The sequence below is a fragment of the Rhizobium sp. P2_G9 genome, from assembly GCF_056403475.1.
Map to the genome: position 1 here is coordinate 99,775 of NZ_JBFUFK010000009.1, position 25,986 is coordinate 125,760.

The window sequence follows — 25,986 nt, forward strand, 5'->3', positions numbered from 1 at the left end:
GTGAAAAAACGAGTGGAGTGGCGAACGGCGAGATTTTGCCGGGCAGTTGGCGAATAATATCGTTGATCGCCACGTCTACGATATGCAGTACGCCGTCGGCCGCAGGGCCGTGCGACCGCAGAAGCGTGGTCGGTTTTTGTAGTTGAAAACCAAGGACACCCGGATAGGGTGGAGCGACGTCACAAACCCGTGACTGGTCTGAGCTGAGGAAACGCGACATGTTGGATATCAGCCAGCAGGACCGTTCGGCAATCCTGAAGGTCCCAGGCGGCGAGGATGAAATGGTCCTCGCCCGGTTCGACGGCTCGGAAGGCGTGAATTCGCTGTTCGAATATCGGATCGAGGCGCTGTCGGAGACGGGCGACATCGATTTCGACAGCAAGATCGGCAAGAACGTTTCTGTTACTTTCAAGGGCCTTGACGACGGCGAGCGTGTTTTCGACGGCATCCTGACTGAAACACAATGGCTCGGCGTGCGAGACGATCTTCATGTCTATCGCCTCGTCCTCAGGCCTTGGTTCTGGATCCTGTCGCAGCGCAGCGATTGCTTCATCTTTCACGACAAGACCGTCACCGACATCATCTCGGAGGTCTTCGGGCGTCATTCCTTTGCGCAGTTCGAGGACCGCACGACCGGCGAGTATAGCCCGATCGAATATTGCGTTCAGTATCGTGAAACCGACATGGCCTTTGTCTGCCGGCTGATGGAAAAGTTCGGCATCAATTATTTCTTCACGCATCAGGAAGGCGAGCACAAGCTGATCCTGTGCGACAGCAACGAGAGTTTCGACCCCGCGCCGGGCGGGTCTCGCCCCTATGTGCCGCTTGAGGGCACCGACCGGCGCGACCGCGAGCTTTTCACACACTGGATCCCGGAGCGCCGTTTCACCTCCGGCCGCGTGGTCTATCGCGACTACAATTTCAAGAAGCCGACCGCGAAGATGGAAGCGGAATATAACGGCACCGCATCCTACGAAAATGCCGGACAGGAACTCTACGACTATCCCGGCAAATATGACGAGCAGCCGGACGGGACGAAACTGGTGACCGTGCAGCTTCAGGAGGAGGAGGGGCAGGACAAGCGCTGCCTCGGCAGCGGCAATTGCGTGTCGCTCTATCCCGGAACGCTGATGACGCTGACCGATCACCCTTTCGACTACAACAAGGAATATGTCGTGCTGGCCGCGCAGCACAGCTTCACCTCGCAGCAATACCGCTCCGGCGGCGGCGCGAGCGGCGATATCGACTATGATGGCCAGTTCGAGTGCATCGACAGCAGCATCCCGGTCCGGCCGCCGGTGGTCACCCGCAAGACCATGGTTCATGGCCCGCAGACGGCCGTGGTGGTCGGCAAGGAAGGCGAGGAGATCGATTGCGACGAATATGGCCGCATCCTCGTGCGCTTCTTCTGGGATAGAAAGGACGACCAGTCGATGCGCTGCCGCGTCGGGCAGAACTGGGCCTACAAGCAATGGGGCGGAATGATCATCCCGCGCATCGGCATGGAAGTGGTCGTTGAATTCCTCGAAGGCGACCCCGATCGTCCGCTGGTCACCGGCTGCGTCTACAACAACGACAACATGCCGCCATACTTGCTGCCGGGCAACAAGACGCGCTCCGTGTTCAAGACTCACAGCCACAAGGCCGACGGCTACAACGAAATCCGCTTCGAAGACGAGGCAAACGAGGAAGAGGTCTGGTTCCACGCGCAGAAATATCACAATGCGGTGGTGGAGGATAACGAAACCTGGCAGATCGGTGCCAACCGGCACAAGTCGGTCGGAGCCTCGCAGTCGGAAACGGTCGGGACGGACAAGGATATCAAGATCGGCGCTGACCATCGTGAGGAAATCGGCGGCGAGATGGACCTGACCGTCGGTGCCGCGAGGATCGAGAAGATCGGTGCGGACGATTCCACGACGGTCGGAAGCGACCAGTTGAACAAGATCGGCGGATCGCTGATGACCGACATCGGCATGGATCATGGAATGAAGGCCGGCATGGGTCAATATCAGGAAGCCGGCATGAATTTTCACATCAAGGCCGGCATGAGCGTCACCATCGAAGCGGGATTGTCGATCACGCTGATGGTCGGCGGCAATTACATCAGCATCAGCCCGGCTGGCATATCGATCGAAGGCCTGCCGATGGTGTCGATCAACTGCAGCATCCCGGCGCCGCCGCCGCCGCCGCCGATGACCATCAAATCGCCGGCGCAGCCTAAGAAATATAAGGGCCCGCATGCGACCCGCTATAAGCGTTCGTTCCAGAAATAGGAGCCCGGAGATGCTCAAGCACCGTATGGTAAGGAGCGAACAATGAAGCCCGCGGCGCGCCTGACGGACATGCATACATGCCCGCTTGCGACGCCGGGCACGCCGCCCATTCCGCATGTCGGTGGTCCGATCATGCCGCCCTGCTATCCGCCGGTGTTGATCGGTATGCTGCCGGCTGCGCGGGTCAGCGACATGTGCCTGTGCGTTGGACCGCCAGATGTCATCGTGCAGGGCTCCCCCACCGTTTTTATCGGCATGATGCCGGCCGCGCGTATCGGCGATATGACTGCCCATGGCGGCGTCATCGTCCAGGGCTGGCCGACGGTACTGATCGGCGACTCGGGCGGTGGGCCGGGCGGAGGTGCTCCCGGCGGAAGTGCTCCCGGCGGCATTGCGATGCCGTCAACTCCTGCTTCGCCATCGAGCAGTGCGGCCTCCGGCACTTCGAGCCAGACACCGTCCGCCGCAGCGAGCCCTGTACCAGCCGCCATTCCGGCATCCGCATCGGCGAAAATGAAAAAGGCGCTCGGCCTTATAAGAATTGCTGGCAGCGCGGATCAACATGACGCAGAGTTGGTTGCAAACGAGCTGGCCAAATTTTCGGACGCTGATCTGGATAGATTGAAAGCCAATGGGTCAACGGTAGTTGTGTGTCGTGGCTCCGTAACTGAATATCGTACGGATTTGAAGAATGTCCATCCACGTGGCTGGCCTGCCGGTGCGACCTGGGACACGGTTCCCGGGCTACACGACGGCAATAAGAAGGAGGTCATAATCGCCACAACCGGGCACGGAACGCCAGCCGGCGCACATGTCCCCAAGACAGGAGAAGGCCATGGTTCCGAGAATGTTGTCGTTCACGAGACGGGTCATGCGCTCGACATGGACGGGCCTCCGCCGCCTCTAAATCAAGATCCGGCATTTCAAGCGGCTCGCAACCAGGATCTTGCGGCATTGCCGCCCTATGAAAGACAAAACGGAGACGCGGGGCTGCAGGAAAGCTTTGCCGAAGGGCTGGCGCGGTCGAAAGAAGGCAAAAGCTCAAATCAACCAAATCTCGATAATTATTTTAAGAACAGACCGTGATACAGTGGATATTTCTGATGTCCTTCGCCTTAATAACCGCAAATGAGGGCAACATGAACGCCTCGAAGGCTATCGGCACCGCGACAATGAATACAGACGGTTCAATCGTTCTGGATTTAAGGGCCGAAGATGGAAAAGGGTCCATCGGTCACGCCCAATTTGTCATCTTTCCGAGTGACCCGCGATATCGGGACATAATCAAAAATCTCAATGGAATAAGACCGGGAGAAAGTAAACTGTACTACGGAGATGAATAATCTAAAGAGAATTTGAGCGCGCGTGATGCTTCATTTGATATGTCGTAGATTTTATTCTAGCTTTAATCAAAACCGGTTAACGGGCCCAATTGCGGAATAGCATGCTGCCCGGTCGCTTTCATCCGCCGGGAGCCTATCGATGTAGTCTAATAGAGGCCGCGATAAGCCTGGATTGCAAACTGTACCTTGTTGCGTCTTTGGCCTTATCACCCGTAGACGGCAGGCGCTATTTGTTTCACAATTACGGAGGGCTCTACGCTCCGAGGCCGGGAGATTCAAAGTCGCGAATAGGCGCTGGAAGCTAAATGACCACACTCACCCTCCAGATCTCCAATCTCAATGAGCTGCCCGATGGTGGTCCGCTCACATTCACCGCGCATGGCCGGAGTTTCGAGATCGGCCGGGATCTGTTTCGCGATTGGGTGCTGCCGGACCCGGATCTGTTCATTTCGGGCCGCCATGCCGAGATCCAGTTCGACGGCCAGAATTATTATCTCAACGATGTCTCGCGCAACGGCACCTTCGTCAACGGCGCCACCCAGCGCGTCAAGAGCCCGTATCGCATCTTCAACGGCGACCGCATCGAAATCGGCAATTATATCATCGTCGCCCATCTGCTAGGCGAAGCTGCGCCGCGCGACTTCAACAGCAATAAGGACCAGGCATTCGGCGGCGATGACGACGATATCTGGGGCGTCGGCGCCGCTGCCGCACCACCGCCCGGGAACCGCAGGGATTTCATGCCGCGGCAGAATGTCAGTTATGCGGAGCCGGATTTTGCCCATTCCTATGTCGACATGCCGGCGCTGAACCCCCAGACCAGCTTCCCGACATCGCCTCAACCGGGCTTTCCGCCTGCCCAACAGGGTTTTCCCGCACAGCCGCAAGGCTTTTCCCCGCAGCCGCAAGGTTTTCCGCCGCAGCCAGCGGGCGGATTGCAGCATCCCGCCAATCCCTTTGCCGCCGAGACGGGCTTCAACCGGCCGACGCCGGGCGCCGCAAGCTGGCAGCCGCCGGTGCAGCAGGGCCAAAGCGCACCGCAGGACATGCGCGGCGTCATGCCGTCCACGCACGGAGCCGGCGGCTTCATGGAGGCGTTCATCCGGGCTACGCAACTGTCGCCGGCCACGGTGCAGAGCCGAAACGCGGCCGAACTTGGCGAAGAACTCGGCGAGATGATGCTGGTCGCCGTCGAACTGATGATGACGCTGCTCAATGCGCGCGCCTCCGCCAAGTCATTGGTTCGCTCCGCCGATCGCACGATGATCGGGCCGATGGACAACAATCCGCTGAAATTCGTGCCCGGCGCTGCAGCGGCGCTCGATACGATGATGGGCCAGGGGCGCGGCGGCTATCTCGATGGCAAGCGGGCTTTCCGCGAGGCTTTTGACGATCTCAAGAACCACGAGATGGCGACCTATGCGGCCATGCAGAAGGCGCTCTTTCGTCTGCTCGAGGACGACCTTTCCCCCGAAGCGATCGAGAAAAAGCTGCCGAAGTCGGCATTTTCCAGCAACAAGGCCAAGGCCTGGGATGCTTATGTCTCACGCTGGAACGGCAAGACCGAGGGCCGCGACAATGGCATGCTCGATGTATTCCTCACCTATTTCGGCGAGGCATACCGCGAAGCCGCCGGCAAGAAGCGTTGATCTCGATCGTCTTGCAGTGCACTTCTTCTGGCACACTGCCGGTTTACTGCCGGGCGATGTCTTGTTTGAAAATTGCCGGTATGCACCGCATAAGACTGGTGCGTGAAACGTCGTTGAGATAGGTGGCCGTGGCAGGTTTGTTTCTGCCTCGGCTTTCCAGGGAGCTCGTCAACCGGAAGAAGCGCGTGCTGCAGTCGGTGGTTGCCATCGTGAAGATCGCCACGGGTCGGGAAACGCTCCTGATCGGACCGTCGGCTGCCTTCGGCGCCAATGCCCGACGCCACCTCATTCGCGATCGCAACCGATTGAGGCACAAGCTGGACGTGTTCATGACGCGACCCGGTGCTGCCGATCTGGTTCGTCCCTACCTCCGACGGTGGGGCCTGCACTGGGCTCATTCGCGCCTGTCGGAAAGAGAGACCATAAAGGACGCGCTGCTGCGGGCGGCGGCCTCCGGACAGCTTGCCATCGCGGTCGTACCTGAGACGACGCTGGCCCTCGCCGCGATGCGTCCGGCTGAGAATGATTTTGCCCGTGCCGCACGCCTCGCACAGCAGCCGGCAGGCGACGCGCTGCCGAACGCGATCGTGGATCGGGTGGCCATCGTCCTTGAAATGGTACCCCGCTACCTGACCGGCGCCGCCAAAAAGGCCTTCGAGGATGCGGTAGCCAGTATCGGCATCGGCGTCATGGCCGGCATCTTTGCGACCTGGCTGACCGCCCATGCGGTCCCGGGCGTCGATATCGCCCTCTTCATTCTCGACGTGTACTTTCTGGGTTCCGGCGTCATTGCCGCTTTCGACGCGATCACCGAGACGATGCGGCGCGTCGCCAACGCTCGGTCGCGTGCCGATCTCGAGCCGGCGGCAAAGGCTGTCGCGGAGGCGATCACTGCCCTTGTCGTGGCAGGCATTTTTCACAAACTGATGAAGGCGCGGGAGCCGGCTCGCGGGCCAGGCAAGGAGGGCGGGCTGCAGGTGGTCGAAAAGCCCGGCAGCGGACCGAAGGAACTGAAGGCGGTGAGGGAGTCGCGGAGGCCCAACGTCACGTCCGAAACGCACAAAGGCGAAAGCCCCGGATCAAAGTCCCCGACATCTCCGACGTCAGCAGCGCCCTCGACATCTGCTTCGCCCCCAACGCCCGCAACGCCAGTTCTTGTTGAAAAATATCAACGTGCGCCGGCTGCCTCCCTTTCGAACGTCGAAGCACGAAAGTGGTATCTTGAGCAGGAAGCGAAAATTCCGCAGATCATCGACCGGAACGCTTCACTTGAAACGCAGGCGAAACAGGCCTTTAATTTTAGGAACGAAATCAGGACTGCGGCCCGAGATGCAATGGCCGATAGGGACGCTGCTGCAAAGCTGATGCGCGAAGAGCGCAATATCACTTGGGAGCAGCTTGTAGAAAAAAAACGCAAAGAAGGGTTTACTGGTGACGATGTTTATAGGGAGATCATAAACAGCTCCCAGAAATCGCGTAAATCCGTAAACGACAAGCTAGGCCTGTGAAATGATAAGAGAGATCGAAAACAGCGGAGCGAAACTGGAACTTGATTTGTTTCCGATCGAAAGCGAGGAGCAATTCCGGCGGGTAGCTGAAATAATAAACAAGGACCTGGGTTTCGCGATCACCGAGCGGGAAGATGGACCAGGTTTCAGCTATTGCCTGTTCGAAGAAGACGGTACGACGATGAAGCTCTACTATTCCAGCATCGAGGGCGTCGGGATCGAAGCGACGGACGAGGACGCGGCTCCTATGCTCAACCGGGTGCGCGATCATTTCAATGCGTTGCTTTCTAAATAGGTCGGGTTGAATGAAGCGTAAGGATTGAAATGTGGCAGCGACCCTTCTAGACCGCATCAAGCACGATCCCGAGCAGCAGGACCTCTTCAAGATCCTGCGTGAGATCGAGCGCAATTTCCCCAACAAGCCGCGTATCGGCGACAGCACAGTGTTGGCTGACGAAGTGGTACGGCTGATGCAGGACCCGTTCCTGGCCTTTCCGGCGACCAATGTCGGCGAAGGCGAGGTGACGGAAGATGGGCGCATCCGGCTGGTGACACGGTTCCTGGGCATGTTCGGCCCACAAGGCGCGCTACCGCTCTATGTTACCGAGACCGCCAAGGAATGGCTGAACGCCCGCGATCCGTCCTTCGCCCGCTTCGTCGATATTTTTTCCACGCGCTTCCAGCAGCTCTTCTTCCGCGCCTGGGCGGATGCACGGCCGATCGCCCAATATGAGCGGCCTGAGAGCGACCGGTTCCTCAGCTATCTCGCCTCGTTTGCCGGCTTCGGCACGCCGGCAGTGCGCAATGTCGATACAACGCCCGACGAAGCCAAATTGCCCTTCGTCGGCATTGCCAGCATGCAGGTCAAGACCGCACGCGGTCTGGTCCAGATCCTGCACGGCATATTCGGCGTCGATGCCGAGATCGTCGAATGGGTCGGCACCTGGCTTGATTTCGAGCCGGACGATTGCATGGCCATCGGTCGCAATTCCTGCCGGCTGAGCGGCGACGCCTTCGTCGGCAAGCGTGTGCTTTCGATCAACGAGCGGATCCGGGTCAAGATCCTGTGCAATGATCTTCAGCAATACCAGAGTTTCCTGCCGGTAGGGGCCGAATACAAAAGATTGACAGACCTGATATTCTTTTATCTAGGTTACCGTCAGGAAGTGGAAATCCAACTCGGCATCAATTCCGCCAGGTCTCCGCATGTTGCCTTGGGAAAGCAGGGACGTCTGGGCTGGACATCATGGATGCAACGCAAGCACGGCACTCCGCCGCCATACCATTTCGACGCCCATTTCCGGGTTTGATAGCGCAAGCAGCCAGCCCGGCCGATCTTGAGAGGAAGGAAGGGGAGCGCGCATGACCGATATCAACGTTGAAGCCGTCGCCGGCAAGATGAATTCCGCTGGTTACGACGGATTGATGAAGGCTTTCCGCCAGGCGCGGTCTGCGGCCAACAGGAATATCGAGCTCGCTCATTTCCTGCTGCACCTGATTCAGAACGACCGCTCGGATCTGGCCACGACCCTTGATGGCCTCAAGGTCGACCGGTCGAAGATCATCGCCGATCTCACCGCCGCTACCGACAGGTTGAGCCGCAACCAAACGGAAATGCCGGCTTTTTCCCCGCAGATCATCGAATTGCTCGACCGCGGCTGGCATTTCGCCACGCTGATGTTCGGCGAAACCCAGATTCGCACCGGCCACCTGCTGGTGGCGGCGTTGAAGACGCCGACCTTGCAGCGGGTCGTCGCCGGCCTGTCGCCAAAGCTCGGCATGCTTGATGCGAACGCGGTCGTCGACCAACATAAGAAGCTCTGGGCCGATTCCGATGAGAACAATCTGCGGCCGATGGATTATTCCGAGCAGGAAGCGGCCACCGCACCTGGTGAGCCGCCCAAGCGCGGCACCTCCGCGCTCGATCGCTTCTCGGTCGACATGACGGCGCAGGCCGCTTCGGGCAAGATTGATGCCATTGTCGGCCGCGACGACGAGATCCGCCAGATCATCGACATCCTGTCGCGCCGCCGGCAGAACAATCCGATCCTCACCGGCGAGGCCGGCGTCGGCAAGACGGCCGTGGTGGAAGGTTTTGCCCACAAGATCCATTCCGGTGACGTGCCGCCGCATCTCAAGGGCATCCGGCTGCTGGCGCTCGACATCGGCCTGATGCAGGCCGGCGCGTCGCTCAAGGGTGAGTTCGAGCAGCGGCTTCGCGCCGTGATCGACGAGGTCCAGTCGTCGCCGACGCCGATCATTCTCTTCATCGACGAAGCCCATACACTGATCGGCGCCGGCGGCGCCCAGGGCACCGGCGACGCCGCCAATCTCTTGAAGCCGGCGCTGGCGCGGGGCACGCTACGCACCATCGGCGCTACGACCTGGTCGGAATATCGCCAGTATTTCGAAAAGGACCCGGCGCTGACCCGCCGTTTCCAGCCGATCCAGGTGGGTGAACCCGATATCGAGCGCTGCTGCGACATGCTGCGCGGTATCATTGGCCAGATGGAAGCGCATCATAAGGTGAGGATTTCTGACGACGCGATCGTCTCGGCCGTGCAATTGTCGCGGCGCTACATTCCGGCCCGGCAATTGCCGGACAAGGCGGTCAGCCTGCTCGACACGGCCTCCGCCCGCGTCGCCATCAGTCAGGCGACCACGCCCGCGGCGATCGAAGATTTGCGCGCCCGCATAACGGCGCGTGAGAAGGAGAAGGCGCTGCTCGAGAAAGAAGCCGATCTCGGCGCGGTCAATGCCGCGCGGGTTGCCGCCGTCAACACCCAGATCGAAGAGGCAAAAGTCAAGCTCGCGGAACTCGAAGGCTACTGGCAGTCCGAGAAAGCGCTGCTCGACAAGATTATGGAGCTTCGCTTGTCGCTGGCGGAAAAGCGCAAGGCGGCTGCCGAGGGCGGCGACGCCGGCGAGGTCTCGGACATCGAAAAATCGCTCGCGGCGGCGATGACGGAGCTCGAAGCCATCCCGGCCGAATTCCGCATGCTCTACCCGCATGTCGACTCCCAGTCGGTCGCCTCCGTGGTCTCGGACTGGACCGGCATTCCGGTCGGCCGCATGGTCAAGGATGAGATGGAGGCGATCCTGCGTCTTCCCGACATCCTCAATCGCCGCGTGCTCGGCCAGGAGCATGCGCTGAAGATGATCTCGCGGCGCATCGAGACGTCTCGCGCGCAACTCGTCAATCCCAACAAGCCGATCGGCGTCTTCATGCTCTGCGGCCCCTCCGGCGTCGGCAAGACGGAGACGGCGCTCGCGCTCGCCGAAGCGCTCTATGGCGGCGAGCAGAATGTCATCACCATCAACATGTCCGAATTCCAGGAGGCGCATACCGTCTCGACGCTGAAGGGTGCACCTCCCGGCTATGTCGGTTATGGCGAGGGCGGCCGCCTGACCGAGGCTGTGCGCAGGAAACCCTATAGCGTCGTCCTGCTCGACGAGATCGAGAAGGCGCATCCTGATGTGCACGAACTGTTCTTCCAGGTGTTCGACAAGGGCCAGATGGAAGACGGCACCGGCCGGATGATCGATTTCAAGAACACGCTGATCATCCTGACATCGAATGTCGGAACAGACCTTATCATGCAGATGACCCAGGGCGGCAAGGCTCGGCCCGATGCCGAGCAAGTCAACGTCGCGATCCGCCCCGACCTGCAGGAGGTCTTCCCGCCGGCGCTGCTCGGCCGCATCGTCACCATCCCCTATTACCCGCTCTCCGGCGAGCGGCTTGGCGACATCGTCCGGCTGCAGCTCGACCGTGTGGTGAAGCGCATGCGCGACAATCACGGTGCCGCGCTGAGCTATGACGATGCGGTGGTCGAGCATATCGTCGCGCAATGCACGGATATTGATTCGGGCGGCCGCATGATCGACAATATCGTCACCAACTCGCTGCTGCCCGAAATGTCGCGCCGCATCCTGTCGCTCGCCATCGACAAGGGCAAGCTGGAGCGCATGCATGTATCGATCGTCGACGGCACCTACCGCTATGACGTGACCGCCATAGATGGCGAGCCGGCTGCCGCCGATGAGGACGATAGTGTTGCACCCGGAGCGATGGATGACGCATTGCCGACTGATGTCGAGGAACCGGTCGGCGCGCCATGACCCGCTCAGGCCGACATATTGAAAGTTGATGGCAATAGCCATCGACGCAAACGAGTTTGCAGTTGGTCAGATTGCCTCGGGAGACGAGGTGATTGACCTTGCCGGGCATCTTCCATCATGACCAGATTGACATCGATCCTGCTCGCCCTGGCCGCCTGGTTCTTGCTGTCGTCGGAGGCGCATGCCGAGTTCACGATCTGCAATCAGTCGCTCGATGTCTTCAACATCGCGGTCGGCCGCCAGGAGGGTGACGACTTCGAGACGGAGGGCTGGTGGGTGCTTGGCGCCAATCGTTGCATCGATGTCATTCGCAAGCCGCTCGACGATCGCTATATCTACCTCTACGTCGAGGACGTGTTCTCCAAGCCGGTGCTGCAGGGGCGGCTGCCGGCCTGCATCGCTACGGGAAAATTCCTCATCGACGGTGAGAAGGATTGCTGGCAGCGGGGATACAAGGAAGCCTCGTTCACCGAAGTGGACACCAAGGATCAGGAGCGCTGGACATTTATCTTGCGCTCATCGCAATAATCAACCGGCAGGTCTTCGCAGCACCGGAAGGTGCATTGGCGGAAATTGAACGGATTTCAGGCGCTGAAAATGGATAGACCGCGGCACAATGCCCCGCTGGCGGCGGTAACAAGAATTCACAAAGAGTTTCCGCGGTTTATCCTGTATGCTGGCGATATTGACCTGTGCGGCTGCTGAAGTATTGTCTCTCAACCTGTAACAGAGGATTAGTGCGCGGATGTCATGGCATAGCAAGCTGGTCTGGGCGGAAGGTCTGTTCCTGCGGCAGCATCACCTGCAGCAGTATGATCGCTATGTCGAGCACCTCCTGGAAACCCGGGTCCGCAGCGTCACGCCCTATCCCTGGGGTTTCGCCGAACTGGAGATCAATCGCGACCTCATTCAGCAAAGCAAGTTCGGCCTGCGCCGCGCCGCCGGCGTTTTCCAGGACGGCACGCCCTTCGATGTGCCTGATGTAAGCCCCGAGCCGCTGCCGATCGACATTCCCGAAGCGGCCGAGCGCAAATATATCTGGCTGACCATGCCGGTCGCCACCGCCAACATGCAGGAAATCGACATGCCCGGCAGCGCCAACGGCAGCCGCTACACGCGGGCGCTGGAGAAGGTGCGGGATACAACCACCAATATGCAGATCGACGAGGAGATCGAGATCGCACATCCTCGTGCCGAATTGACGATCAGCGAACAGCCGAAGCCCGGCTATCACAATCTCCGGATCGCGCGCATCCTCGAAGTCAAGGAAAAGACGATCGTGTTCGACGAGACGATCTGCCCGCCGCTTCTGGTCAGCAACGCCCATGGCGTGGCCCGCGGATGGCTGGACCGGGTGATCGGCTGGGTGGAAACGCGGCTCGAAGCGCTGGCCCGCTATGCCGCCGACCCGAGTTCCGGCGGCGGCCTGCAGGCGCTGGATTATTACATGCTGCAGATGCTCAATCGCGAGGTCAACGTCATCAAGCACTATCGTGCGACCCGCTATCTGCATCCGGAAAAGCTCTATATCGAATTGATCAGGCTTGCCGGGGAATTGTCGACCTTCTCGAACACCCGCATCGCGCCGGAATTCCCGGCCTATGATCACGACAACCTGCATGAGGTGATGGAACCGGTGCTGACGGTGATCCAGCGCCTGCTGAGCCTCGATATCGGCCGCGCCATCCGCCTCGACCTGACGGAAGTCCGCGCCAACGCCTTCCTCGCCAATGTCAACGACCGGAATCTGTTCCGCAACGCGCGCTTCGTTATCGAAGTTTCCGCCAGCATGCCGTTACAACAGATACAGCTGAAGTTTCCCGAACTGTGTAAGGTCGCGCCGAACAACAGGATGCGTGAAGTGGTCCAGACCAATCTTCCAGGCCTGACGGTCGTGCATATGCCGACGCCGCCCCGGCAGATCCGGACGATCATCGACCATGTCTACTTTCAACTTGACAAGAATTCCCCTTTGTGGCCGGAATTCAGCGTTGCGAGCGGAATAGCCCTGCATTTTGCAGGTAATTGGCCCGGCCTCCAGTTGGATCTGTGGGCCATCGTGGACGATCAGAGATGAGCAATTCCGACGATCCCTTCGCCAACAATGGGAGGACCGTTATCCGGCCCCGCCCGGGCGGAGCGGCGTTGGGCAACAACAACCCCGCCGGCGGTCCGTTTACCGGCAGCCCTTTCCCCAACAACCAGGGCAATTCGCCTTTCGGCTTCGACGGTTTTGGTGGTGCAGGCGGCCAGCAGCGCATCATGGGCCAGCCGCCGGGTGTCGACTGGGCCTTCGATGATCCGACGCTGTCGCGTCAGCCGCAGGTCCAGGCGCCGGCCCGGCGTATCCCGCTGCAGGTGGCGCTCAATTCCAAGATCGGCCAGCAGGTCAAGGCCGCCAATCCGATCACCCAGGCCGCGACCCCGCTGCTCACCCTGCTTGGCCGTCTGCGGCTGCAGGTGATCGAGATGGACGCCGTGCCGCTGATGCGGCATGTCAGCGGCACGATCATGCAGTTCGAGAAGAACCTGCTCTCCGCCGGCATCGATCCGGAACAGGTTCGCACGGCGAAGTATGCGCTCTGCGCCACGGCCGACGACATCGTCCAGAACCTGCCGGGCGACAAGCATATCTGGCTGCAATACAGCATGCTGGCGCAGTTCTTCGGCGAGCGCACGTCGGGCACCGGCTTCTTCGAATATGTCCGCCGGCTGGCCAACAATCCGGCGGTCTATTACGACTTGCTCGAGCTCATCCATGCCTGCCTGTCGCTCGGCTTCGAAGGCCAGTATCGCAGCATGGCCGGAGGCGACATCGAACTGCAACGCGTCCGGCGCGACGTCTACCAGACGCTGCGCAACGTCAAGCCGCAGGGCATGGTCGAGCTTTCGCCGCGTTGGCGGGGCATGCAGTTCAAGCTGGGAAAATTCCGCGACGGCATTCCACTCTGGGCCATCGCCGCCTTCTTGATCACGCTGCTCGCGGCAATCTATATCGTCCTGCGGTATCTCAGCGCCGATGCGGGCGAACTCTCCGCCAATTCATTGATCAACCTGCATCCTGGCAATGCGGTGATGATCGCCCGCGCGGCGCCGAAGCCGGACGAGGCGCCGTTCAAGCCGCTGCCGAAGATCGTCTCTCAATCGGAACTCACCCAGTTGCAGCGCATCCGCAAGGCCATGGCGCCGGAGATCGCCAAGAAGCTTGTCGATGTCCAGCCGGTCGGCCAGCAGATCGTTATCCGGGTCAGCAACCTCCTGCTGTTCGACTCCGGTAGCGCCGACGTCAAGCCGCAGTTCCAGGAGCTTGCCGAGCGCATCGCGACTTCGCTCAACAGGGAGCCCGGCGGCATCTTCATCGAGGGGCATACGGACAATACCAAGCTGAAGCCGACCAGCCCGTTCAAGTCGAATTTCGATCTCTCGGTCAAACGCGCCCAGGCGGTCGCAGATATGATCGGTCCAAAACTCAAGGATCCCAAACGGGTCCAGGTGTCCGGCAAGGGCGATACACAGCCCATCGCGGACAACAAGACCGCCGCCGGCAAACAATTCAACCGGCGAGTCGAGATCTCCATCCCCAAGGAGGAGTCGCTTTAACGGGGAGCGGACGCGAAAAGATCGCTGACCTCATGGCCAGCGATCCGAAACAAGCAAAACAGAGAGCATAGAGAAGGGCACGACGCTGAGACTGCTGCGCTGGATCATTTCGGGCATTGCGCTCGTCCTGCTATCCCTGGCGATCTGGTTCGCGGGACCGCTGCTGGCGTTTGGCGATTACGCGCCGCTGGCCGGTTTCTGGACGCGCGTGCTGATCATTGCCGGCCTGTGGTTCATCTTTTCCCTCGTCTATTTCATTGTCTGGTGGCGCCACCGCCGCCGCGAAAAGGCTCTGGAGGCGGCCCTTGCCGCCGCCGAAGAGGTGACGGGTGACGGTGTCGAACTCTCCGAGCGGATGACGGCGGCGCTTGCCACGTTGAAGAAGTCGTCCGGACGACGGACCTATCTCTACAGCCTGCCATGGTATGTGATCATCGGCCCGCCCGGCGCGGGCAAGACCACGGCGCTACTCAATTCCGGCCTGAAATTCCCGCTGCATGAAAAGGGCATTTCCTCGGTGGCCGGCGCCGGCGGCACCCGCTATTGCGACTGGTGGTTCACCGAAGAGGCGGTGCTGATCGACACTGCCGGCCGCTACACGACCCAGGATTCCGATGTCGAAGCCGACAAGAAGAGCTGGCTGCATTTCCTGTCGCTGCTCAAGCTGAACCGTCCGAAACAGCCGATCAACGGCGTGATCATCGCCATCAGCCTCACCGACATCATGACGATGAGCGCCGAGGAGTTGCAGCAGCATGCGACAGCGATCCGCAAGCGCCTGCTCGAACTCTACGAACAGCTGAAGGTGGAATTCCCGGTCTATGCGATTTTCACCAAGGCCGACCTGGTCGTCGGCTTCAACGAGTTCTTTGGCGGCTATTCGGAGGAAAAGCGGCGCCAGGTCTGGGGCTCGACTTTCCAGGTCAAGGAGCGCCGCGAGAACAAGGTTTCCCAGGTTCCGGCGGAGATCGACGATCTCGTCATGCGGCTGACAGAGGAGACGGCCGACCTCCTGCAGAGCGAGCCGGATGCGCTCGACCGTATCGCCATTTTCGGCTTCCCCAGCCAGATCGCCAATCTCCGCGACCCGATTGCCCAATTCCTCGCCACCATCTTCGAACCCACCCGCTATCATGCCAATGTCAATCTCCGCGGTTTCTACCTGACCTCGGGCACGCAGGAAGGCACGCCGATCGACCAACTGCTCGGGGCGATGCAGACGAGCTTCGCCAGCCCCAGCACCGCCCAGATGTCGGGCAAGGGCAAGAGCTATTTCCTTTACGACCTCTTGACCAAGGTCATCTACCCCGAAGCCGGCTGGGTCTCCAAGGACATGCGGGCGATCCGCCGCGAAGCCTTCTTCCGCTGGGGGCTGATCACCGTCATGCTGGTAACGACGATCGGGCTTTCAGCGCTTTGGTACATGGCCTATCGACAGAACCAGCAGGTGGTCGACATCGCCACAGCGGCCGAACGCCAATACCAGCATATCCGCGACAACCAGGCGACGTCGGTCGCTCCGGTCAACAGCGTGCCGTCGCTCGAAACGATCAAGCCACTGCATGTCATGCGCAAGCTCAACAACGATCTGGATGATGTGGAAGCGCAACGCTCGTGGTTTTCCGGCTTCGGCATGGGGCAGGAGGATCGCATCAAATCGGCGAGCGAGGATGCGTATCGCCTGTCGCTTGAAAGAGCGTTCCGGCCACGCCTGATCCTGCGCCTGGAGCAATTGCTCAACAAGAATATCGACGATCCCGGCGCCATCTACGAGACGCTGAAGGTCTACCTCATGCTCGGCGGTGCGGCGCCCAAGATCGAAGACGAACTGGTCCTCGACTGGATGCGCCGGGACTGGGAGGACAACCTCTATCCCGGACCGCAATACCGGCAAGGTCGGGAACTGCTGGAAGGATATCTCAAGGACATGCTGGCTTTGTCCAAGAAGCATGATCCATTGGTCCAGCTGGATGCAAACCTGGTCGACAAGGCGCAAAAATCGCTGGTCCGCCTGGGTCTGGCGGACCGGGCCTATGCGATGATCAAGAGCGCGGCGATCGCCGGCAACCTGCCGCCCTGGCGGTTCGTCGACCATGGCAATGCCAATGCCGACGTGGTTTTCGAGACGGTGGACAATTCGCCGCTCGAAGATATCCAGATCGACGGCCTCTATACCTATAGCGGCTTCCAGAGTTTCCTTATCGACCAGCTCAACGAGATGCGCGACCGGCTGGAAGCCGATGTCTGGGTGCTCGGCAAATATGCGACGCAGAATGCCGTCGAATCGCAATTCCAGAACCTCGACGACCTGGTGCTGCAGCACTATTACAACGACTATATCGCGGCCTGGGAAGGCATGATGGCCAATGTCCGGCTGAAGAGCCTTGCCAAGGACAAGCCCAAATATATCGTGCTGGCGACGGCCGCGCAGGCGGCGACCTCTCCGGTCATCGGCATCTTCCAGTCGATCCGCGACGAGACCATGCTGACGGAAGACCGGGACAAGGACAAGGGCGACAAGAAATCGGACGATGTTTCCAGCACCACCTCCGAAATCGGCAAAATCGCCGCCCATCGCCTCGCCGACAAAACGAGCGGCCTGACGCATTCGGCGCTGGACGTCTTGCTGCGCAAGTCGCAGAACCGGCTCGGCGACACCAATGCGCGCCCGGTGCTGCCCGGGCAGATCGTCCAGGCGCATTTCCTGGCCTATCAGCAGTTGGTCGATGGCCAGGCGGGCGCTCGGCCGATCGACACGCTGATCCGCAATCTCTACGACATCAATGTCGATCTCACCAATGCGCTGGAGCCGACCCAGGCCGACAAGGCGGCGGGCGACCTGCAGAACCATATCAGCAATCTGCAGGTCAATGTCTCGCGGCTGCCGGCGCCGCTGTCGCGGATGATGCAGGGCGCAATTTCCGAATTCGAGGGTGATTCCGCCGGCACCACGATTGCCGAACTGAACCAGAAGCTGGTGAGCCAGATCACCGCCGTCTGCCGCATGACGACCACCAACCAATATCCGTTCAGCCGCAAGAGCACGCGTGACGTGCCGCTCAGCGAATTCAACAAGCTGTTCGCGCCGAACGGCCTGATCGACCGCTTCTTCGCCGAGAACCTGATGAAATATGCCGATACCAGCGGCGCTAAATGGACTTGGCGGCAGGATACCCGCATCGGTCAGGCGCTGGCGCCGGATGCACTGCTGCAGTTCCAGAGGGCGGCCGACATCCGCGACGCCTTCTTCTATTCGAACGCACCGCAGGCCGGCCAGCCGATGATCGTCAGGCCGAAGAGCGTCTCCTCCAATGCCGACTCGGCGATTGTCGAGGTCAATGGCCAGCCCGTCGAAATCAAACAGACGCCGACTCCGGAAATGAATATCGTCTGGCCCAATTCGACGGGCACGACCGCCAGCGTGTCGATCTTCCCCGAAATGCCCGATCGCCAGAGCGACATTGCTGCAAACGGCCCCTGGGCGTTCATGCGGCTGATGAGCAGTGGCCGGGCTTCGGACAACGGACACGGGATGGACGTGCGTTTCGTCCTCGGCGGCCGTGAGGTCGCCTTCGGCGTCCAGGTGTCGACGGACAAGAATCCCTTCAACCTGCCGGCTTTGTCGGAATTCAAATGTCCGGGGTCGTTCTGATGCCAATAGGGGTGTTCGGCAAATATCCCGGCAGGCGCGACTTCATCTCGGTCGGCATGCCGCAATCGATCCTGTCGCCGCTGGAGAAATGGCTGCAGGCGGGCCTGGCGACCAGCAAGGAGGCGTTCGGCATGCGCTGGAAGGAAATGTTCCTGGTCCAGCCGATCTGGAATTTCCGGCTTGGCCGTGAAATCAGCGGCGTGGATTGCCTGGGCGCATTCATGCCGTCGGTGGATGGCGTCGGCCGCTATTTCCCATTGCTGTTGCTTGCCTATCCCGGGGATAAGAGCTTCGGCTACCCGCTCTGGATGGACCTCGATATCGACGGCTGGTTCGGCACAGTGCATGCCGCACTTCTCGCCACGCTGTCTGACCGCGATCTGCCTGATCCGGCAGAGATTGCGAAATCCGTCGCCGAGCCGCCATCGGTCGCGATTGTTGAGGGCGAAGGCAAGCAGGGCTCGCGCGGTCTCAGGATAGAAATGGGCGAGCAGGACCGCGGCGACTTCCGCGAGGTCCTGCAGCGCCATGATCTCGCTTTTGCCGGAAATCGCCAGTCGGTCTGGTGGACGGACGGCGGGGCGCATGTGGCGCGCCAGGTTCTGGTCGTGCCGGGAATGCCGGAGCCACACGTGTTTTCGGGAATGCTGGGGCCGACTGCGATCGTTCGGGAAGCTCAAGCAGGCGTCTGAAAAATCTCGCGTCCTGCGTTGCGTGAAATGAGGAGGATGGCGCGTCTTACTTTTGAAGCGCAATGTGAGAACCCGGCACGAGACTGGACATATCGGGGATAAAGGTCGAACTTGCATCGACGGAGGAGCCAATGGTCGGAAATCTGATGGGCAGGCCAAATCACCGACTGCGGGCGAATTCCTATGCGCAATCACATGTCGGCTGCGTCCGGGAATTGAACGAGGATCGCAGCTTCTCCAACGCGGTTTGCGGCGTCTGGGCGGTTGCCGACGGAATGGGCGGCCACGATGCCGGCGATCTCGCCAGTGAAGCGATCGTGCGCAAGCTGGAACAACTCACTCCTGCCGCCGATCCTAAGACCCTCAACATGATGTTCTGGGACAGCATCCGCCAGGCCAACTGGACGATCAAGGAGATCGCCAGGGATCGTGGGCAGGGCGTGGTCGGCAGCACTGTGGTGGCGCTTCTGATCTTCGACAACGCCTATCGCTGCCTCTGGTCGGGTGACAGCCGCGCTTACCTTTTCCGCAGCGGCGCGCTGCAGCAATTGTCCCGCGATCATACCGAATTGCAGGAGCTGCTTGACCGCGGCGTGCTGGATGCGGCCGATGCGGAGAATTACTACAGGAAGAACGTTATCGTCCATGCCATCGGCGTTGAAAGCGAACCCTATATGGATTTCACCGATGGTATTATTGTCTCCGGTGATATATTCTTGTTGTGCAGCGACGGCCTGACCACGCATGTCAGCAACGATGAGATCGCCGGCAAGATGCCGGGACGCCGCGCCAAGGATATATGCAGCGAATTGATCGACTTGGCTCTGTCGCGCGGCGGCACGGACAATGTCACGGTCAACGTCATTCAGTTCTATTCGTCGTCGACGACGATCACGGGCATGTCGCTGCCCCAGATCGCGGAGATAGCTGGAAACCCCAATGGAAACTGAAAACCATACGGGACCTTCTGCCGGAACATCGATCGGCCCTGGCACACGCCTCAACGATATTTTCGAAATCGACGAAAAGATCGCCATCGGCGGCATGGGCGAAGTGTTCCGCGGGCACAATGTCACCACTGACGAGGCGGTGGCGATCAAGATCGTGCTGGGCGAATTTGCCAAGGACGAGAAATATGCGAACCTGTTCTTCAAGGAAGCCAGGGTTCTCAGCAGCCTCAACCATCCGTCGATCGTGCGCTACCAGATCTTCACGATCGACAAGGCGATCGGCCGTCCCTATCTGGTCATGGAATATATCCACGGCATGTCGCTGGCCGAGCGGCTGGGGAGTGGTCCGCTCAGCGTCGCCGAAGTGCGCAGGCTGACGGCAAAGCTGGCGGATGGCCTGGAAACCGCACATGCGGCAGGCGTCGTCCACCGCGATCTATCGCCCGACAACATCCTGTTGTCGAACAACGACGTGGCCCATCCCAAGCTTATCGATTTCGGCATCGCCAGGACGACACAGGCGGGCCAAAAGACATTCCTTGCCGGCGAGTTCGCCGGCCGCACCAATTTCGCCTCGCCCGAGCAGTTCGGCCTGTTCGGCGGCAATGTCGAGGCCTCCTCCGACGTCTACAGCCTCGGCCTCGTCGTCATCAATGCGCTGCAAGGCATGCCGCTCGACATGAACGGCACCCAGTACGAGATGATCGAGAAACGCAAGCGCGTCCCCGATCTTTCGAACCTCGATCCAGACCTCAGGCCGATCGTCGAAGAAATGCTGGTGCCGGATCCTGCCAACCGGCACCTGACCATGGCAGATGTCGCTAATTATTTTTCCGGCCGTGAGCCGCTTGCCAGTTTGAAGCGCAGTGCTGAAGTGCCGGTCGACGACCCCGATGATTTCTGGACCAAGCTGCCGGACACCGTTCCCGCCACGACGGCGGTAGAGCCGACGCCCGAGGAMAGCGGTACCACGCTCGTTTCCGGTTCGGGCGACGAACCGGCGACGGCTCCCGAGCCTGAAAGACGGCAACAGGTGCCGGCCGCGGCGACCATCATTGCCAGCGCCCCGATGCCTCCTGTTGTTAGCGCCCCGATGCCGGCGCAGGCCGACACACCACCGCGCGAAGAGATGCCGCCCCAATTCGAACCGCCGGCGGTCGAGGCAAAGCCGATCGTCTGGGAAACGCAGCCGGTCATAACCACACGGACCCCCGCCGCATTGCCGGTGCGCAAGCGCGGCAGGGTCTGGCCCTATGCACTCACCGCCGCCGTTCTTGTCCTCGCCGTCGGCGGAGCCGGGGCGTTTTATTCCGGTGCGCTGAAAAATGTTGTCCTGCCGCCGGAGCTCGACGCCCTGCTTGGCAGGAAGGCCGACGACAAGGTTGTGCAGGGCGATTTGCCCGACCTTACCGCGCAACCCGACAAGCCGGCAAAAAAGCGGGATCATGTTGCCGCGGAACAGCCGATGCGAACCAAGACGCGGCCGGCGATCACGGAGGCGACGCAGGATGTTCCGGTTAAGCAGAAGACCGGCAAGAAGAATGACACTCTGACCACGGAGGTCGCCAGCACCACGACCACCGTTGCCAAGTCCACGGTCGAGGCCGCGAACCCGAAGGTCGATAATTCGGCCACTACAGTCGAGGTTAAGCCTAACGTCGTCGAAACGGCGAAGGTTGAGGCAAAACCCAAGGCTGACGACACGGCTCAGATCGGTGCGACGCTGGCGGCCAACGAGACAGCCAAGATCGATGCGAAGCCGAAAATCGCGGACAGCCAAGAATCCGATGTGACTGTTCAGAAGACGGAAACCYCATCCGACGACCACAAGGCCGAAGCCACTGCCGACAGCCAGAATAATAACAGCGCTTCCGACACCACGACCGATAACGCCGACAATTCGGGCGGCATATTGCCTGATAACAATCAGGACAAGGTCGCGCAGAACAAGCTGCCGACGGAAAATGCCGAGAAGCAGACCAGCGACGCTTCCACCAAGTCGAAGACCGATAGTGCTTTGCCAACCGACGACAAGGCAGTTGCTGATGTGACCAAGCCTCTGTCGTCGGACACGTCCAAGCAGGACCTCGATCAGACGTCAGGCAAGGTCGAAAACCCGGTGGTGCAGACGACCGCGGTGGCGGAGAAGGACGACAAGGTCGCCCAGGAGGAAAATCCATCGACAGTCGGCAAATCTGCCGAAGCCAACAACACAAAGCATGTCGAACCGGTCGACCATGTTGCTTCCGACACGACCGCGGGCAAACCGGCGAGCACGACCTCTCAGAAGCCGGTCGCGACGGTCGACAACCAGAGCAAAAACAACGAGACCACAGAGACCCATGTCGCAGCCACGGTGACCAATCCGGTCAAGACGGAGGATACGACAAACGACACGAATACCTCCGAGCCCAATATCGGCCTTCCGAGCGACGTGTTGCCCTCTGAGGGCGAGGTGAAGACCACGCCGTCGAATGTGACGGCGAACAATGTCGGCGAAACCACCCATGACGCGGTAAAGCCGTCGGATGCTGTCACCGAAAACCAGGTCAGCCCGCAGGACGATCACCAGGCAGATTCGACCGCAAACAAGACCACTGACTCCGCCGAGACGGAAACGAAGCCGGCTGACAGCGCGGCGGATGACAGCCAATTGCCTGCCGCCAACGACAACAGTGCCACCAAGACCGACAACAGCGTACAGCAGACGGAAGAGGCGACCAGCAAGACCCATCAGGCGACCGATACGGAAACGAAGCCGACGGATACGTCGCAAAGCGAGCAATTGCCGGCCACAAATGACAACGGCGAAAACACCTCCAAACCTGACAACGACACTCAGCAGACAGAGCAGGCCACAGACAAGACCAATCAGACGACCGACACGGAAACCAATCCGTCGGACAATTCGGCCGACAACAATCAACAGCCGGCCGCAAACGACAATAACGACAATACCGTCAATAACGCCGACCAGGATAATACGGACAAGACCAGCCAGACCGCAGACACCGAGACAACGCCATCGGACACGACGGCGGACAGCGGATTGCCCGACGAGACCAAAACGCATATCGACAATAACAACTCAGCCGATAATTCCGCAAACAAGCCCGAGGATCAGTCCCAGTCGACGGATGTTGCCGTCGGGGAGCCGACCACGGAAATCAAGCATCCGGAAATCGCCGTCGACGAGGGATTGGCTAAGCGCGACTCCTGGGTCGCGAGCTTCGTGGGCGGCGATTGTTTCTATGCCCGGATGACGACCAATGTCGCCTCGGCCGCGGGCATCATGGCGGTCGCAGCCGACAGTCAGCCCTTTTATTCACTCAACGATTCCTTCACATCCACATTCGGCCTGGAGCCAGCGCTACGCGGCTTGCCGATCGACACGCGTCAATGCGCGGTCACGGACCTGCTCAAGCAATTGCGTCAGGCCCAGAACGAGGCCCTCGACCTCCAGCTCACGCCGTCAGACCAGGTCGTCAGCGGTGATCCGCTGTCGAGCCAAGTCAGCGGCGTCAACAAGCCGTTCATGACCGCCTATCTGATCGACAATGACGGCAAGGTCTACGATCTTTCGAAAGACGTCAGGAACAAGGCGGGCCACGATGTGGAGTTGGAATACCGCGGCAAGGAAGCAAAGAGTAAAGTCAAGACCTTTAAGATCATGTTGCTGATCGGATCGGACAAACCACTTGCTGTCGACTTTCCGAGGAAGCCACCTCTCGCAAAGAATATCGTTCCAGCAATTGCTAAAGCAATCAATCTTCAGCCGGGGGGTGTCCAATATGCTTACGGATTCTTCAAGGTCGTTCCGAAGACAAACTAGAGACAATGCGGAGATCGCAAGGAAATTGCGCGGCAATGCTCGATTTTGTGACAGGTCTTGAGGTTTTTGTGACTGTAACCTGGGTAACAGGGCAGGGTATGTACTAGGCTCCGAGGTTTGACTTTATTACCGTTATTTGGTTAGATACAGCATAGACAACGAACGCCGACAGGGGGTTACGATGGCTGGTCCAGGGAAGATTAAGACGAGGAACCGCACCAAGGCGCGCGTTCAGATCACCTATATGAATCCGCGCGAAAGCGACAAGCTGATCGAGATTCCGTTCGTCATGGGCGTGATGGCCGATCTTTCCGGAAACGCGTCGCCCGTGCCGAAGCCGGTGGTCGCACAACGTGATTTCGTGCCCGTCGACATCGACAATTTCGACAAGTTCATGGAAAAGACGCGGCCCGGCATCCGCATGCGGGTGAAGAACACCCTCGATGCGAAAGCCTCGGAGCCGGGCCAGGGCAGCCAGATCGTCACCGAGCTGCAATTCAAGTCCATGGCCGATTTCGAGCCTGCGGAGATCGTCCGGCAGGTGCCGGCGCTGGCGACACTGCTTGCCGCCCGCGAGCAGTTGGAGAATTTGCGGACTTACATGCGCGGCAATGCCGAAGACCAATTGCAGAAACTGCTCAAGGACACGACGATGATGCGTGCTCTGAGCGGCAAGACCGAAGCTGAGGGTTGATCGCGCCTCGAAATGAGGCGCGACGGCTGAGATTATTTCCACTGGGACAACACAGATGGCAATCGGATCAAATGCAGGTGTAGAGGCAACCCGGACCGAAGCGGTGACCGAGGGTGCCGATGACTTTTCCAAGGCGCTGCTGCAGAGCTTTCAGCGGTACGACATCAAGGTCGATGACCAGAAGGTCAATGTCGCCGATCTCGACCGCGGCGCGGTCGAGCAATTGCTCGAACGGGAGCAAGACCCGCAGAAGCGGCAAAGGATCCGCGAAGCGAAGGAACTGAACGATAATGTCGACGCGGCGATCAAGACGCTCTGCGATCTGGCGCTGGAGAATTCCGACATTATCACCGATCGCGCCGATTGGACGATCCAGAACCTGATCACCGAAATCGACAAGAAGCTTTCCGATCAACTCAACCAGATCATGCATGCCGAGGAATTCCAGAAGATCGAGAGCGCCTGGCGCGGCCTCTATCACCTGGTCGGCAATACGTTCACGGACGAGACCTTGAAGATCAAGGTCATGAATATCTCCAAGGAGGAGATACACAAGGACGTCAAGAAATATCCGGACGTTCAGTTCGAGCAGAGCCCGCTTTACAAGAAAGTCTACGAAAAGGAATACGACACGCTGGGCGGCGAGCCCTATGGCGTCGTCATCGGCGATTACTATTTCGGCAAGGGCTATGCCGATATCGAAGTGATGCGCTACATGGCCAAGCTGGGCGCGTCTGCCCATTGCCCGTTCATTTCAAGCGCCGATCCCTCGCTGTTCAACTGGGGGACCTGGGACGACATGGTCGACGTCCGCGAGGTCAGCAAGATCTTCACAACCCCCGAATATGCCGGCTGGCGGTCGCTGCGCGACTCCGAGGATTCTCGCTATCTGGGCCTTTGCATGCCGCGCGTCATCTCGCGTCTTCCTTACGGCGCCAAGTCGGTCAAGGCCGAAGGCTTCGATTTCGAAGAAGAGACCTGGGGCCACGATGTCCGTAACTATTCATGGATGAATGCCGCCTATCCGATGGGCGTCAACATCAACAAGGCCTTCGAGGAATATGGCTGGACCGTGCAGATCCGCGGTGTCGAATCCGGCGGCGAGGTGATCAATCTGCCGACGCCGACCTTCGAGACCGATGATGGCGCGCTCGACATGAAATGCCCGACGGAAATCTCCATCAGCGATTCCCGCGAAGGTGAATTCTCGGCCGCCGGCGTGCTGTCGATCATCCATCGGAAGAACACGGACAAGGCCGCTTTCATCGGCGCCCAGTCGGTGTACCGGCCGAAGAAGATGGATACGGAGGAGGATACGGCGTCGCAGAACCTGTCGTCGCGCCTTCCCTACATGTTTGCCTGCTCGCGCTTCGCCCACTACCTGAAGGCGATGGTGCGCGACAAGATCGGCAGTTCGCGTGAGCGCGTGGAGCTCGAGCGCTGGCTGCAAACCTGGATCACCCGTTATGTCGATGGTGATCCGGACAACTCCACCCAGGAGGTCAAGGCCAAGAAGCCGCTCCGGGGTGCGAAGGTCGAGGTTTTCGAAGATTTTGAAAATCCCGGCTATTACTCCACCCGCATCTACCTCCGCCCCCAGTTCCAGCTCGAGGGTATGAAGGTGGGTCTGAGTCTGGTTTCGCGTCTGAAGAAGCAAGATTGATCAAG

The 25,986-nt window shown here is 59.9% G+C and carries 15 protein-coding genes and 1 pseudogene; all 16 read left to right on the forward strand.

What is annotated here, in order from left to right; genetic code table 11:
- Positions 1-218 precede the first annotated feature (218 nt).
- The 16 genes and pseudogenes from AC1DYF_RS09675 (at position 219) to tssC (ending at position 25,981) form a co-directional block, all read left to right on the forward strand.
- Complete coding sequence (locus AC1DYF_RS09675; RefSeq protein ID WP_477876502.1) at positions 219-2,276, forward strand: type VI secretion system Vgr family protein; 2,058 nt, start codon at positions 219-221, stop codon at positions 2,274-2,276.
- Between the two features lie 42 nt (positions 2,277-2,318).
- Positions 2,319-3,362, forward strand: a complete 1,044-nt coding sequence (locus AC1DYF_RS09680) for a PAAR domain-containing protein (RefSeq protein ID WP_477876503.1) — start codon at positions 2,319-2,321, stop codon at positions 3,360-3,362.
- A gap of 562 nt (positions 3,363-3,924) precedes the next feature.
- Positions 3,925-5,268 carry a type VI secretion system-associated FHA domain protein TagH gene (gene tagH / locus AC1DYF_RS09685; RefSeq protein ID WP_477876504.1) on the forward strand — a complete coding sequence of 448 codons (1,344 nt, stop codon included), beginning with the start codon at positions 3,925-3,927 and terminating at the stop codon, positions 5,266-5,268.
- 128 nt (positions 5,269-5,396) lie between these two features.
- On the forward strand, positions 5,397-6,776 hold the full coding sequence (locus AC1DYF_RS09690) for a hypothetical protein (protein WP_477876505.1): 1,380 nt from the start codon (positions 5,397-5,399) through the stop codon (positions 6,774-6,776).
- A gap of 1 nt (position 6,777) precedes the next feature.
- A complete protein-coding gene (locus AC1DYF_RS09695; RefSeq protein WP_477876506.1) occupies positions 6,778-7,071 on the forward strand; it encodes a hypothetical protein in 294 nt (97 codons plus the stop codon).
- Positions 7,072-7,102: 31 nt separating this feature from the next.
- Entirely contained in the window at positions 7,103-8,086 is a 984-nt protein-coding gene (gene tssG, locus AC1DYF_RS09700; protein ID WP_477876507.1) for a type VI secretion system baseplate subunit TssG, read from the forward strand.
- Positions 8,087-8,138: 52 nt separating this feature from the next.
- Entirely contained in the window at positions 8,139-10,898 is a 2,760-nt protein-coding gene (gene tssH / locus AC1DYF_RS09705; protein WP_477876508.1) for a type VI secretion system ATPase TssH, read from the forward strand.
- Positions 10,899-11,015: 117 nt separating this feature from the next.
- Positions 11,016-11,426, forward strand: coding sequence for a DUF1036 domain-containing protein (locus AC1DYF_RS09710; protein ID WP_477876509.1), 411 nt, complete (start codon positions 11,016-11,018; stop codon positions 11,424-11,426).
- 217 nt (positions 11,427-11,643) lie between these two features.
- Positions 11,644-12,975 carry a type VI secretion system baseplate subunit TssK gene (tssK, locus tag AC1DYF_RS09715; RefSeq protein ID WP_477876510.1) on the forward strand — a complete coding sequence of 444 codons (1,332 nt, stop codon included), beginning with the start codon at positions 11,644-11,646 and terminating at the stop codon, positions 12,973-12,975.
- A complete protein-coding gene (tssL, locus tag AC1DYF_RS09720) occupies positions 12,972-14,498 on the forward strand; it encodes a type VI secretion system protein TssL, long form (protein ID WP_477876511.1) in 1,527 nt (508 codons plus the stop codon). Before tssK ends, tssL begins: the two co-directional genes overlap by 4 nt.
- A 163-nt stretch (positions 14,499-14,661) precedes the next feature.
- Complete coding sequence (gene tssM, locus AC1DYF_RS09725) at positions 14,662-18,150, forward strand: type VI secretion system membrane subunit TssM (RefSeq protein ID WP_477876575.1); 3,489 nt, start codon at positions 14,662-14,664, stop codon at positions 18,148-18,150.
- Positions 18,132-18,842: a type VI secretion system-associated protein TagF gene (tagF, locus tag AC1DYF_RS09730; RefSeq protein WP_477876512.1), complete on the forward strand. Its 711-nt coding sequence runs from the start codon at positions 18,132-18,134 to the stop codon at positions 18,840-18,842. The genes tssM and tagF overlap by 19 nt, the downstream gene beginning before the upstream one ends.
- A 131-nt stretch (positions 18,843-18,973) precedes the next feature.
- A complete protein-coding gene (locus AC1DYF_RS09735) occupies positions 18,974-19,792 on the forward strand; it encodes a PP2C family protein-serine/threonine phosphatase (RefSeq protein WP_477876513.1) in 819 nt (272 codons plus the stop codon).
- Positions 19,782-20,591 (forward strand): annotated as a pseudogene (locus tag AC1DYF_RS09740) (serine/threonine-protein kinase); the annotation flags it as partial. The gene AC1DYF_RS09735 and the pseudogene AC1DYF_RS09740, both read left to right, overlap by 11 nt.
- A gap of 3,214 nt (positions 20,592-23,805) precedes the next feature.
- Positions 23,806-24,318, forward strand: a complete 513-nt coding sequence (tssB, locus tag AC1DYF_RS09745) for a type VI secretion system contractile sheath small subunit (protein WP_477876514.1) — start codon at positions 23,806-23,808, stop codon at positions 24,316-24,318.
- A 55-nt stretch (positions 24,319-24,373) separates the two neighbouring features.
- Entirely contained in the window at positions 24,374-25,981 is a 1,608-nt protein-coding gene (tssC, locus tag AC1DYF_RS09750; protein WP_477876515.1) for a type VI secretion system contractile sheath large subunit, read from the forward strand.
- Positions 25,982-25,986: the final 5 nt, after the last annotated feature.